Origin of the sequence: Ensifer sp. ENS03, assembly GCF_014852035.1 — a bacterium.
Classification (GTDB): Bacteria; Pseudomonadota; Alphaproteobacteria; order Rhizobiales; family Rhizobiaceae; genus Ensifer; species Ensifer adhaerens.
This window is the reverse complement of sequence record NZ_JACVAV010000003.1, coordinates 175,791-188,569: the sequence shown is the minus strand read 5'-3', so window position 1 is coordinate 188,569 and position 12,779 is coordinate 175,791. Positions and strand designations below refer to the sequence as shown.

Annotated in this window: 8 protein-coding genes; 3 read left to right on the top strand and 5 right to left on the bottom strand. The window is 63.6% G+C overall.

Translation table 11 applies throughout. The features are described 5' to 3' along the window. Window positions 1–21 precede the first annotated feature (21 nt). Window positions 22–1,296 carry a GGDEF domain-containing protein gene (locus IB263_RS13685; protein ID WP_210338261.1) on the bottom strand — a complete coding sequence of 425 codons (1,275 nt, stop codon included), beginning with the start codon at window positions 1,294–1,296 and terminating at the stop codon, window positions 22–24. 199 nt (window positions 1,297–1,495) lie between these two features. Here IB263_RS13685 and IB263_RS13680 point away from each other — a divergent pair, with 199 nt between their 5' ends. After that, the gene (locus IB263_RS13680) at window positions 1,496–2,053 is read left to right on the top strand and encodes a methylated-DNA--[protein]-cysteine S-methyltransferase (RefSeq protein WP_371813661.1); all 558 of its coding nucleotides are present in this window, start codon (window positions 1,496–1,498) and stop codon (window positions 2,051–2,053) included. 130 nt (window positions 2,054–2,183) lie between these two features. Here the strand turns inward: IB263_RS13680 and IB263_RS13675 are convergent, their stop codons facing one another. From IB263_RS13675 to IB263_RS13660, 4 genes are all read right to left on the bottom strand, one after another. Then, window positions 2,184–3,449: an alkyl sulfatase dimerization domain-containing protein gene (locus tag IB263_RS13675; RefSeq protein WP_192438607.1), complete on the bottom strand. Its 1,266-nt coding sequence runs from the start codon at window positions 3,447–3,449 to the stop codon at window positions 2,184–2,186. Between the two features lie 122 nt (window positions 3,450–3,571). Further along, window positions 3,572–6,628, bottom strand: coding sequence for an AsmA family protein (locus IB263_RS13670; RefSeq protein WP_192438606.1), 3,057 nt, complete (start codon window positions 6,626–6,628; stop codon window positions 3,572–3,574). A gap of 99 nt (window positions 6,629–6,727) precedes the next feature. After that, window positions 6,728–7,672 (bottom strand): DUF817 domain-containing protein, encoded by a 945-nt coding sequence (locus IB263_RS13665; RefSeq protein WP_090297114.1) that lies wholly within the window; start codon window positions 7,670–7,672, stop codon window positions 6,728–6,730. 161 nt (window positions 7,673–7,833) lie between these two features. After that, window positions 7,834–8,316, bottom strand: a complete 483-nt coding sequence (locus IB263_RS13660; protein ID WP_051659098.1) for a hypothetical protein — start codon at window positions 8,314–8,316, stop codon at window positions 7,834–7,836. Between the two features lie 541 nt (window positions 8,317–8,857). Here IB263_RS13660 and IB263_RS13655 point away from each other — a divergent pair. Further along, complete coding sequence (locus tag IB263_RS13655; RefSeq protein ID WP_192438605.1) at window positions 8,858–10,600, top strand: hypothetical protein; 1,743 nt, start codon at window positions 8,858–8,860, stop codon at window positions 10,598–10,600. Between the two features lie 129 nt (window positions 10,601–10,729). Beyond that, window positions 10,730–12,766 carry a type I secretion protein gene (locus tag IB263_RS13650; RefSeq protein ID WP_244496837.1) on the top strand — a complete coding sequence of 679 codons (2,037 nt, stop codon included), beginning with the start codon at window positions 10,730–10,732 and terminating at the stop codon, window positions 12,764–12,766. The last annotated feature ends 13 nt before the right edge of the window (window positions 12,767–12,779 follow it).

The following is a 12,779-nucleotide window of genomic DNA, read 5'->3' as shown; positions in this document are numbered from 1 at the left end:
CGTTTTCGGGATGCGGAAGGTTCAGGAGCCGGTGGGCCGCCGTGTCGCAGCACTGCTTCTGGCAGGGCTTAATGATAGAAGCGTCGCCGCCGTTCCGGCGGGTGCGATCGAGCCCGCTGCAAACTGCGGCACGCCCGACGGATCATCCGACCAAACGCTGTTTCTGCCGGCGGCCTTCGCGGCATAAAGCGCGGCGTCGGCGGCGGAAATGATCGCGTGCACATCCTTTTGCCGGTCGGCAAAGGCAATGCCGATGCTGACCGTTGCCGACAGCGCGCCCTTGGTCGTGCTCAGCCGGCGCGCTTCGAGCGCGGTGCGAATGCTGTCGGCAATGGCGATCGCGTCGGCGCGATCCGCCTGCGGGAGGCAGGCGGCGAATTCTTCCCCGCCCATGCGCGCGATCAGGGCGTCACGCGGCACGGCCTTCGAGAGGATCCCGGCAAATTCCACGAGCACCTGGTCGCCCACCGCATGGCCGTAGCGATCGTTGATCACCTTGAAGTGGTCTATGTCGAGATAGAGCAGTGCTCCCTTGGCCGGTTGCGTGGCGAGATGGGTCTCCAGCTGCGCAAGGAACGAACGGCGGTTCGGCACAACCGTCAGCGCGTCGGTCTCCGAGGCGAGCTTGTAGCGTTGCTGGGTTCGCTCCTTGACCATGGCGAAGAAGGCGAAACCACCGGCGAGGCTGTGAAAAAACAGCTCGAAGGTCAGCAACTGGTACCAGAGCGGCTGCGAAGTTCCCGCGGCCGTGTTGCCGGCGAGCGGCCAGATCAGGATCAGCGGGATGCGGGCGAGGTAGAGCAGGCCATGGGTGGCGAACACGAAGGCGACGATGTAGGAGCTCGGGAGCTTGCGGAAATTCTCCGAGCGGAAGATCTCGTGCGCGATCAGCGCCGAATAGGCGAAGATCAGGATCGAGTAGAGCACGATCCGGCTTGTGACGCTCTCGCGAACATAGTCTGAAGAATAGGTGACGACGATCCACAGGAGCGGCCCGATGAGCGCGGAGGCGATCTTGAGCGGCTGATTGTCAAAGGCGCGCAAGCCCAGCCAGATCATCGCGAGCCCCAGCACCGCGAGCGCGTTGCCGAGCGAGATGGTGATGAAGTTGTAGCCGTCGCCGCGCAGCGTCAACAGGACGAAGCCGACTGCGCCGATGGCGAAGGCCAAGGACCACAGAAGCAGTTCGAGGCTTTTGCGCTCCTGCCGCCAGGCAAAACCGAAGAAAGCGGCGAAGATCACCAGCGTTACGAACGAACTGAGCATGATCGTCGGGGTATGCAGGATGTCCACCATCGTCTCCTGATGTTCGCGCGAAACCATGCCCGACAAGCGTAAAGCTTTCGCAAATGACGGCATTTGGTGGCGTGCGCGGCTCCGGGCAATCTGTGCCAAAACGGCGGTCGCGTAGGCAGGAAACGGGTTGAATTCGGCGGCGTCCTGCACGATTTTTGAGGGAGGCGTACAAGTGGAGGCGAGGCCGATGGGTCAGGCGATGCATCGTTATTTCATCTTTGAGACCGCGGCCGGTTTCTGCGGCATCGCCTGGAACGATGTCGGCATCACGCGCTTTCAACTGCCGACCGGCACGCTGGAGGCGACCGAGCGGCTGTTGCTGCGGCGGCTGCCTTCCGGCGAGGCGTCGGAGCCGACGCCCGTAATCCGTGCGGCGGTGGAAGCCGTGCGGCACTACTTCGAGGGCAGGGAGGTTGATTTCTCCGGCTTCGCGGTGGATCTGCAAGGCCAGGATGAATTTTTCCTGCGCATCTATGCGGCCGCGCGGGCGCTGCGCTGGGGCCAGACCACGACCTATGGCGCGCTCGCCAAGGAACTGGGCGTCGGGCCGGAAGCAGCACGCGATGTTGGCCAGGCCATGGCGAAGAACCCGGTATCGCTGATCATCCCCTGCCACCGGGTGCTGGCTGCCGGCGGCAAGATCGGCGGGTTTTCAGCGCCGGGCGGTTCGACCACCAAGACGCGCATGCTCGAACTGGAAGGCGTCCATTTGGAGGAGCAACAGGCCAAGCCCGCACAGCAGTCTTTCGGCTTCTGAGGTGAGGCTGCTCCAGCGCGTGGCGCCTAAAGCCTGTCGCGTCACAAAGGATTCACACGCCAGACTGTAAGCTCTTGTTTTTATGCGTCTCGTTGCCGCAAAACCGCTGCACAGTTTTGCGCGACATGCATTAGCCTTTGGAACGTTGCTCGGCCTCTCGTTCGTAGACCGCGAGGAAGGCCTTCCCCATCAGCGAATTCTCGTTCTCGATGCTCTTTCGCAGGACCGCGGCGCGGGTTGCCTGAATGGTCCGGTCGTCGGGTGCGGCTGCGCTGGCGAATTCCACGAGTTGCACCGCGAGGCGGAAATTCCCAGCCTCCGATAGCTGCGTGGCCCGCTCCGCAAGTTTTTCGGCGCCGCCGGCAAGAGCGGCCAGTTCCGATGCGAGATCGGCAGTCCTCGGCGGCTTGAGATGGGCCGCGTCGCCATCGAACCAGCCGGCATAGAAGTGATAGATGCCGCGGACGAGGAATTCCGGGTCGTCGTACTTCGCTGCCAGATAGGGCTTGCCCGAATATGCGTCCGGCACCTTTACCGCATGCAGAACCGTGTCGAGGCTGGCGCCCCTGTTGAGGAGCGCGAGCGTTTCACGCACGAGATGCTCGAGCGCCTCTGCCCCGTGGCGCAGCATCTCGGCCGCGCGCTCTTCGCCAAAGACGACCGGACCGTGACCGGGAATGAGGACCGCCGGAGCGAGCGCCTCCATCCGCCGAAGTGCCGTCGCCCAATCGGCTGCATAACGCTGCACCTTGCGCGGATTGCCGGCGTTCGGAAACACCCAGATGACGAAATCGCCGCTCGCAAGGACGCGTCGTTCCGGCAGCCAGACGAACGTGGCATCGTCGGTTTCGCCTCTGCCGTGAAAAAGTTCGAACCGCTCGCCACCGACGGACAGTGACAGGGTATCGTCATAGACCGCGTCCGGCCGCCGCTGACCGATTGGGTAGATGTAGCCCGGTTTGTTGAACTGCTGGCTCTGCGCGATGCTGTTGTAGCCATGCGAAGCCTCGTAGCGCTCCATCCGCCGCTTCACGTTGCGGTGGGCGACGATCCGCGGGCGCGCTAGCCCACGCGCATCCGCTTCCTGGTCGATGACCGTGATCCCGCTGGTATGGTCGATATGGCCATGCGTGAAGATGACGGTGTGTATGGGGCTGTCGTCCCAGGAGCGTATGACGTCGAGGGTCTGCTTTGCCGTTTCCGGCTTCGCGGTGTCGATTAGGACCAGACCTTCGCTGGTACGGATGGCCGTCACGCTGCCGCAGAAGTAGGTCGTGTGGACGGTGATGATGTTGTCGGCGACATGGGTGATGGCGCCGTGCGAGACCGCGGCGGTCCATTCTTCCATCTGAGCCGTGCCGTCCCACAGACGCTCGAACAACGGGTCGTGTCTCATGGTCTTTCTGTCCTCGAAGCAATCGCCGACAGCTTTAGCATTGCCGGCCGTGGTTGGAAGCCGGCACGTGTGGTCTTGTGGACATGCCTCAGGTTTTGGGCTGCATCATCTGAGACGCTCGCTCATTGAAGAAGCTTGAACAGCTTTCCCAAAGTGCCGCTGTCCTGTGCCGGTTGCTCGGCTTCTGCAGCGGGTTGCTGCTCCGGCTGCGGCGTTTCCGGCGCCGGCTGTTCGGCAGCCGTGTCGGGCGGAGCTTGCCCATCGACGGGCGGTGCCGCCTCGGGCTCGGTGCCGCCACCGCCGATGATCTGCTCGATGGAGAGCTCGCTGCCTTCGTCCTTCGGCTGCTTGCCGATCGCACCGCTGAGGATGTCGCGAAGCTTTCCTCCCTTGCCGTCCCCGGACAGAAGCTCATCGAGCCCCAGCTTGCCGGTCGGCAATCCGAGCTTCTTCAAGGTCGAAAGCGCGGCATCGGGGTTTTTCAGAAGGCCCGAAAGGTCGGGATAGATGCGCGGAGCGGCAAACGACCCTTCGATGACGACGGGCACGCCGATGCCTTCGGTGGCGATGTCGGCACCCTGGCCCTGCAAGGATGCGACCACGCGGGGATCGAGGCGGAAGTTCAACTGGTCCTCCGGCAGGTTTGCCTCGCCTTTGCCGCTCATCCGCACGAGGGGGCCGACGAGCTTGATGTCGTCGGTGCGCGCAACGCCGTTCTCGATGGCAAAGGATGCCCCGAGTTCGGTAAAGCCGGTCGCTTTGTTGTCGTTCTGCTTGAAGCCGGAGGACATCAGGCCGACGAGATTGTTGTAGACGTCGGCAACGTCGATCCCGCGAATGGCGCCGTCGGAGAAACGGACCTCAGCCGTGCCCTTGAGCGATCGCTTGAGCGTGCTGGTCGTGCCGCCGGCGCCTGCAATGTCGAACGTCGTCTGCAGCGCGCCTTCGAGATGCTTGAAGTTTGCAAGGTCGGTGAGCAGTGGTGCGGCCGAGGCGCCCGATATCGAGGCCTTCACGGCGATAGACGGCTCCGTGCCGGATCCGTCGGCGGTCAGGCTCGCGGCCACCTGGCCGCCATAGAAGGGGCTATCCGGAATGTCGAGGTTCGCGATGCCCTCGGAGATCTTCAGGGAAGTTGCGACCGGCCCGACGACGACGCGGCCGTAGGCGAGTTTTTCGGCATCGACCTTGATGGAGGCATCGATGGAGCGAAGTGCGGACAGATCCAGCGGACCATCCGGGGCAGGGCCACCACTCGCTTTGCTTTTGGCCTTCGCCTGCGGCGCGGCCGAAGGCGCGCCGGCCAACCGCGCGAGGTCTAGTTCCTTGAAATGGAGCGCGCTCGAAATTTTGAGCGGTGTCCCGAGTTCGACCGCGCCATTGCCGCTTCCTTCGACCCCGTTGACCGAGAGCGTGGCCTTCTGGAATGCGACGCCCGCAGCGCTTGCCTTCACGTCGCCATTGAAGGCGAATTGCGTGATGCCGCCCGCGTCGGCCTGACCGATCCCCTCAAGAAGCGCTCGCAGGTCTGCGGCCGCGAAGTTCAGCTTGCCGACGTAGCTGCCCGCAAGCGCCGCCTTGCCATCCAGCGCAAGCGTCGCTTCCTTCGAGCGCAGGTCGAGCTTCAGCGGGATGTCGCCCGCACGGGCATTGGCGTCCATGAGCAGGTCGCGGATCGGTAGGGTAAGATCGATCTCGGCCGGTTTGCCGCGCCACTCAAGGCTGCCCGCAAGACGCATTGGCTTGGCCAGGCCCTCGATCTTGAGGGCGAGTTTCTTTGCCTTCACCTCGGCCATGGCCGGATCGGCGATGCCGGGAATGACGATGGTCGCGTCACGCAGGCTTGCGCCGCCGGTCACGTTGATCGTCTTGCGCACAGAGTTCGCGCTCAGTCCGCGAAACGCGAAGGCCGTGTCCATCGTCACGGTTCCCGACAGCGGTACCGATTGGCCGGCCAGAGCCGCGAGTTTGGAAACGTCGAGCCCGTTGCTGACGACGCGGCCCTGGAAAATCGGCTCGGCGGCGCCGACGTCGGCGGCGAGATCGGCGGCAACACTGCCGGCGTCGATGCCGAGATGCTCGAGCCGCCCGGTCAACTGCCCGTCCTTGAGGGTCGCCGTCAGCGCGACGTCGGATGCGGAAATGTCACCAACGGCAAGGGCGCCGACATTGACGCTGATATCGGCGTCAAAACCGGCCAGCGCCTGCAGGCCTGCAGCTGCCTTGGCCTTGTCCGTCCGGCCTGCCGGTTCCTCGGGCTGCGAGGAGGATGCGGCCGTCTCGCCGTCATCGAGAAATGCGCTCAGATCCAGCCGCTCGGCGTTGAGGTCGGCGAGGAACCGCGGGCGGCTGCCCGGCACGAACAGCGCGTCGAGTCCGAGCGCTTCGTCGCCGATCGTAAGCTTGCCGCCGCGGATCTGGTAACCGCCATTGGCATTCAGCGCTACCTGGCCGCTGGCAGTCAGTTCGGTGAGCCCGGCCGCAAGCTGGGGCTCGGCCTCCAGGGAAAGGCTGAGTTCGGCAGGCTTGTGCTCGAGCAGCGGACGCAAAGGCGAAACGGCAAGCGTGACATCGTAGCGCCGGCCATCGACGCCGGCGCCGGCCGAGAGCGACAATTCGCCATCGATATCCGGAACGGCGAGCGTAAGATCGAGATCGCTGACGACGTCGACCGAACCGCCGGCGCCCTCCTGCCGCAGCGTTCCCTCGCTGATCGAGATCTTGTCGATGGCGCTTTTCTCGAGGAAGGCGACGAGGGCGGCGAGCGGATCGCGCGTTTCGCCCGTGCTCGCCTGTCCCGCCTCAGCCCCCCCGTCTTGCGCAACCGCTGCGGCCTCTGCCTTCGGCCGCAGCGCCACGACAGGGCGTACAAGCCTTACTTCCCTCACGTGCAGGCGGTCGGACCATAGCGAGGAGAGCGTCACGGAGCCCGCGACTTCGCCGATCTCGGCGGTCATGCCGTCGGCATCGAGCGAGACGTTTTCGGCCACCACCGCCAGATGCGGGACGACGGAAAGTCTGACCGGGCCGTTGAGCGCGATCGCGCTGCCGGTCGCGTTCGAGAGTTGCCGTCCCAGTTCGGCGCGCATCCAGTCGCTCGAAACGAAGCTGGGCAGGATCATGACTGAAACGACAGCGAGGACGCCGAGCGCCAGCAGGCAAAGAAAGAAACGCCGCATGTTTCCCCTCGTTGCGAAAGCGATTGATTCGGTATCGTTTTCCAGCGCGCGCCGTTTTGCAACTCCTGGGGCGATCTGCCTTCTCGTCGTACGGTTGCGCTATCGCGCGCCGACACCCTTTCCGGCGATGGCTGCATCGCCCATCTCGACGGCTGTACTCTCGGCCACGGCTGCCGGAGCGGCAACCGCGCGCGGACGATGCACGAGCGTGACCAGCACGAACGACAGGATCATCAGCAGATACCAGGCGCCGAGCTTTTGCACGGAGACCAGCGTCCAGCCGGCATGCTGCGAGGGATAGATCCAGGCCCGCGACCAAGTGCCGATGTTTTCGGCGAACCAGATGAAGAGGGCGACCAGCAGGAAGCCCACGAGCAGCGGCATGCGGTGGCGAAAGCGGAAGACGCGATAATGCACCGTGGTGCGAAGGAAGAGGATCGCGGTCAATCCGAACAGCGCGTAGCGAAGGTCGATGATGTAGTGGTGGCTGAAGAAGTTGACATAGATGGCAAGGGCCAAAAGCAGGGTCGCGATGAGCGGCGGATAGTTGCTGTAGCGCATGTCGAGAATGCGGGTCACGCGCGCCAGATAGGAGCCGACGGCGGCATACATGAAGCCCGAAAACAAAGGCACGCCGCCGATGCGGAAGAAGCTTGGCTCCGGATAGATCCAGGAGCCGACGGAGGTCTTGAAGATTTCCATCAGCGTGCCGACGACGTGGAAGATCAGGATGACCTTGGCCTCGGCGATGGTCTCGAGCTTGAAGACGAGCAGTGAGATCTGGATGGCGATGGCGCTCAGGAACAGGAAGTCGTAGCGGGCGAGACCACTACCTTCGGGCCAGTAGAATTTCGTTGCCAGCATCAGGGCCAGCATCGCGCCGCCGAAGAGGCAGGCGAAGGCCTGCTTGATGCCGAACACCAGAAATTCGGTCAGGCCGCCAAGGAAGCCGCTTGCCGGAAGCCGGTCGAGCACGCCATGCGCCGCAGCGTCGATGCGCGCCTCAAGGCTCGTAAACCGCCTCTCCTCGGGTTGTCCAACCATCCGCATCGCCTCCTTTTGCCGTCGCTGCTGCGATGGCCTGACAATGCGGTTGAATTGTGGATGGCTGGAAACCGGGCCGTGTGGAGGTGGCTGCCGCGCATCCGCCACCAGCGGCGGCAGCAGGATTGCGGCATGCCGTCGTCTGCGCTCGTGGCGGGTGATCAGCGCGGGAAGGCGTAGCGGTCGACGATCGCCCAGATTTCCCGGTTGACCTCCTGCAGCTGCTCGATCACCTCGTTGATCCGCGCGATCTCCGCCTCGTTGATCTGCTCGATCTTGCCGTACTTGATCGTGTCCTTGCTGTCGAAGATCGCCATCAGTTGCGTGCTCGCCTGGTCGCCGGTTTCGTCGAAGGAATAGATGCAGTGGCTGTACTTGTTGCGGAGTTTTGCCTGCCGGCCAAGCTGTTGGGTAATCGAAAGAATTTCCTGCCGCTGCGCGGCAGGCGTCTTTCCCATCTTGGTCAGCCGCTCGACGAGTTCGATGCGGGCCCGCGTCGTGTTCAGCGTCAGGAAGATGACGATCGCGGTTTCCTTGTCGACCCGGGCGAGGCCGGCGATGAGGTAGATGAGCAAACTCTCCGTATTCGTCCACGTGTAGTTGAGTTGTCCGATTAAGAGGAGGATTTCGTGAAATCTTGCCATGGGCCTTCCAGTGCTCGCCGGTTGCCAAATGCCACACCACTGCTCGTCAGAATACTGCATTCCTGCGTCCAGTAAATTCGTTCTGACGATGGTCGCGCAGGCCCGGAAATGCGGCGCTCGGGCCCTCTCCGGCGCGTGGCCAGCCGTCGGTTGACGGCCATATTTTGCCTAGCCCACGGGTGAAGGTTTCTGCGTCTGGTCGCTAGCCCGCGAAGGTTAGCCCGAACTGACAACTTACAATGCGTGTCGGTTTTAGACAGAGTCTCCTCTGCAACCGGCGAGCAGGACGCACTCAGGCCCCCTTTGGGCAAGCTCTGCATCGAATGGAATACCCAGTTGGGAACCTGTTCCGGTCCTCTCGACCAAGTAAGGGGAGAGGCAACAAAAGCGATCAAAGTATCGACAGATGGGCGACTAGGCGCCCGGAGGAAAACACCGTTACTGAGTTCAACAAGTCCAACACGTAGCCCGCGCATGGCCCAAATCCGCGTAAGAGAAGAATGCGGCTCGGCTGTCGCGGCCTCAACTCGAGGTAATCGTCATGAGTAAGGACAAGAATATCCTGTGGCCATGGGATGACAGCCAGTCTCAAGATCAAGACCAGGGACAAGGACAGGGCCAGGGTCAGGGACAATTGCAGGCGGAGCTGCAAGGCCAGCTTCAGGGACAGGGACAAGGCCAGGGCCAGGGGCAAGACCAGGGACAGGGCCAGGACCAAGGTCAGGGCCAGGATCAGGGACAATCGCAGTACAGCGAGTCCTACAACGGCAATCTCAACGGCAACGGCAACCTCAATGGTAACGGCAACGCCAATGCCAACGGGAACGGCAACCTGAACGGCAACGGCAATGCCAACCTGAACGGCAACGGCAACGCCAACCTGAACGGCAATGGCAACGCCAACCTCAATGCCAACCTCAACGAAAACAGCACCCATGTCGACGTCGACAGCAAGACGACCGTCGACGTGGACGTCGATCTCGATCTGAGCGGCTACAAGCCGTCCGACGACGACTTTGCCGATATCGACAACTCCTCGATCCACGGCATGGCGAATACGAGCTTCAAGGACATCCTGAACGGCTCGATGAACGGCAACAGCAACGTTGCCAACGTGTTCAGCCAGAACGCCATCATCTCGGATGACGATAGCGCCTCTGACATCAACAACAGCGGCACGCTTAACCAGAACGGCAACGCCAATGCCGGCGACGCCCGATCGGGCGACGGCATTCAGGCCGGCGCAGACGGTGGTGAAGGCGGAAGCAAGGCCTATGCCAACGGTGGCGACGGCGGCGATGGCGGCCATAGCGTTGGTGGCTTCGCGGGCGCTGGCGACGGCGATGGCGGCGACGCAGACAACAATGCCGATGCGACCGGCGGTGCCGGCCTTGGCGGCATTGCAGCCAGTGTTGGCGTTGGCGGCGGCAGCTCCAGCGGTGACGCAAATGGCGGTACGGCGACAGCCGGTGCCGGTGGTGCCGGTGGTGCCGGCCTCGGCGTCGGCCTCGGTCTCGGTGTCGGCCTTGGTGTCGGCGCGGCAGCCGGCGGCGACGGCGGCAGCAATGGTGCCGGCAACGGTGGCACAAGTGGCGACGTCACGAGCGGCCCGGCAGGATCTTCGGATGCAGGTGACGGCGGCGATGCCGGCGGCTTCATCCTTCCAATCCTGAACCTCGGTGGCGACGGTGGCGACAGCAACGGTGGCAACAGCGTAGCGGTTGGCGATACCGGCAGTGCTGACGGTGGTGATGCCGGCGATGCCGGCGACGGCGGCGGCGCTTTGGGTGCTGGTCTTGGCGCGGGTGCTGGCTTCGGCGCCGGTGCAGGCGTCGGCGGTGCCGGCGGCGGTGGTGGCGATGCCTATGCCGGTGGCGGCTCTACGGGTGACTCGACCGGTGGTGACGGTACCGGTGGTGCAGCGACCGGTGGTCACGGCCTCGGCGGCCTCGCGCTCACGGGTTCGTGGGCAGCCGGCGGCGACGGTGGCGATGCCTACGGTGGCCATGCACTCGGTGGTGCCGGCGGTGCCGGCGGCGCGGGTGGCTTCGCGACGAACGGTGATGGCGGTGCGGGTGGCAGCGCCGGCATGTGGGGCTCGTACAATGGTGACGACAGCTTCGTCGAAGGGCTCTCCTCGGCTTCGGCAGACGCAGTTATCGACACCAACGCCTTCAACCAGCAGATCGTGCTCGGCGCGAACCTGCAGGGCAACACGATCGACATGACGGTCGTCGGTGGTGATTACACGACCACTGCCGTCGGCGACGACGACAACACCTGATCGGTGAGGGGGCGTCGATCCGCGTCTCGCGGGATCGACCCGAGAATGACTGCGCGGGAAGCTCTCGCGCAGTCAGGCACGACCCGCCAAGCCGGCGGGGACTGCCGACGACAAGAGGAGGGCCTGACCTTGTATTCCGCAAAGATCACCGAGGCCATTGCCCATTTCATCGGTCTCTTCGAACTCTCTACCGAAGAGGCGCGTCTGCGTGAAATCCATGAGAAGTTCGACCCGGATCGCGACGTCCACAAGGATCCGAAGGAGCTCGTTTCTGCGCCGGTCAAGGTGCACGCACCTTACGATCTCGACGACTTCAACCCCGACGTCCCGTACAAGCCGGTCGGACCGGACATCTTCATGCCGATACCGGACGGCTATGCTGGGGTGTCCTTCCCCGAATACCCGATTTTTGGCGGCTCCCTTGGCCGCGCCAGCTCGGAAGCCTTCCTGCAGGGCGCATCGCCGAGATCGGCCTCGCAGGTGGTCGAGCCGCACATCAACCCGCCGGGCTCGGTGGTGGTCTACAGCAACCAGACCGCCGAGCTTTCGGACAATGATTTCGTCAGTGTCGGCGGGCATGGCCTGAAGTCCGGCCTGCAGATCGACAACAGCGCGACGATGGCCGAGCTCATCGACGCGACGCAGAGTATTTCGCTGCTCGGCGAGACGGATGTCGCCGGCTCCAGTGACGCGATCGCCAGCCTCGTTGTCGGCACGGCCGAGAGGCTTGAGGCATTCTCCACCGGCGGCGAAGCGGAGGCCGGGGGGCTGAGCGTCACCCATTTTTCAGCCAGGGCCAGCACGCTCGAAGGCATCTATGTGAACGGCGTGATCGTTGAGGAAGCGCCGGTTCTCAAGGATCACCTGCCGGACCCGGACGAGGCTTCCGATGCGCCGGACGAGCCCGAACTGTCGAACGACGGGGTCGAAGTCGAGGGCGGCATCGCCTATGGCGAGGGTGCCGTCGCGGTCGACACTTCGGTCGAGCTGGAAGCGGGCAGCAACACGCTGGTCAACTCCGTCGTCATCACCAGCGACTGGCTGCAGGCCGAAGTGCTGGCGGTGGCCGGCGACCACGTCGAACTCAACGCGATCGTTCAGGTCAACACCCACTATGACAGCGACCTCGTCAGTTCCGCGCTGAGCGGCAACAATATTGAGCAGCATGCTACCCAGGCGTTCAACATCGCCATGTTCAAACATGTCGAGCCGGCGCAGACGACGCATGCCGACACCGCCGACTTCCCCAAGGTCTGGGCCATCACCGAGGTCAAGGGCGACCTGATGATGGTCAACTGGCTCCAGCAGTTCACTTTCATGTCGGACCAGGACACGGCGATCCTCGCGGCTTCGGGCTCGAAGCTTTCGATCGTCGGTGGCGACAACACGGCGGCCAACCAGATATCGCTGCTGGAGCTCGGATACCGCTTTGACCTGATCTTCGTCGGCGGCAGCGTCTTCGACGCCAACATCATCCAGCAGACGAACATCCTGCTCGACAACGATCTGATCGGTGCCGTCGGCGGCTTTCACACCAGCGGCGCCGGTTCGGTCTCGACCGGCGGAAACCTGCTTTGGAACTATGCCGGAATCGTCGAAGCTGGCAGTGCAGGCCCGGTCAATCCGATGTCGGACGGTTACCTGTCCGCGCTGCAGGATCTGTCGGAAGGCAAGAAGCCGTCGGGCGACGACTTTCTGCATGATCCCGCCTTTGCCGGGCTGAATGGCCTGAGGGTGCTCTACATTTCCGGCGACCTCATCAGCCTCAACTACATCCAGCAGACCAACATTCTCGGCGACAGCGATCAGGTGACGCTGGCGATGAACGCGCTCGAGGCGCGCCCGGACGCGGACTGGACCATTTCCACGGGCTCGAATGCTCTGCTGAACTATGCCGGGATCGTCGATGTCGATACGGGCAAGACGATCTATGCCGGCGGCGGCGCCTATTCGGACGAGGTGCTCATCCAGGCGGAGCTGGTCAAGAACGATCCCTATCTCGGTAGTCAGAACCCGGATGCGCTGGTCAGCGAAGCGGTCGTCTTTCTCGGCGACGACATGCTCACTCCGGATTTCGGCCACCAGCCGCAGGATCAGATCTCGCCGAGCCATGGGCACGGCATCGATACGGCCAGTGCCGACCCCATGCACAGCATGGTCGCCTGATGGGAGTGCGGGA

Excerpts from the sequence above, each read along its gene's own strand:
- IB263_RS13685 (WP_210338261.1), bottom strand. The coding sequence starts at position 1,296 with ATGGTGGACATCCTGCATACCCCGACGATCATGCTCAGTTCGTTCGTA.
- IB263_RS13680 (WP_371813661.1), top strand. The coding sequence starts at position 1,496 with ATGCATCGTTATTTCATCTTTGAGACCGCGGCCGGTTTCTGCGGCATC.
- IB263_RS13675 (WP_192438607.1), bottom strand. The coding sequence starts at position 3,449 with ATGAGACACGACCCGTTGTTCGAGCGTCTGTGGGACGGCACGGCTCAG.
- IB263_RS13670 (WP_192438606.1), bottom strand. The coding sequence starts at position 6,628 with ATGCGGCGTTTCTTTCTTTGCCTGCTGGCGCTCGGCGTCCTCGCTGTC.
- IB263_RS13665 (WP_090297114.1), bottom strand. The coding sequence starts at position 7,672 with ATGGTTGGACAACCCGAGGAGAGGCGGTTTACGAGCCTTGAGGCGCGC.
- IB263_RS13660 (WP_051659098.1), bottom strand. The coding sequence starts at position 8,316 with ATGGCAAGATTTCACGAAATCCTCCTCTTAATCGGACAACTCAACTAC.
- IB263_RS13655 (WP_192438605.1), top strand. The coding sequence starts at position 8,858 with ATGAGTAAGGACAAGAATATCCTGTGGCCATGGGATGACAGCCAGTCT.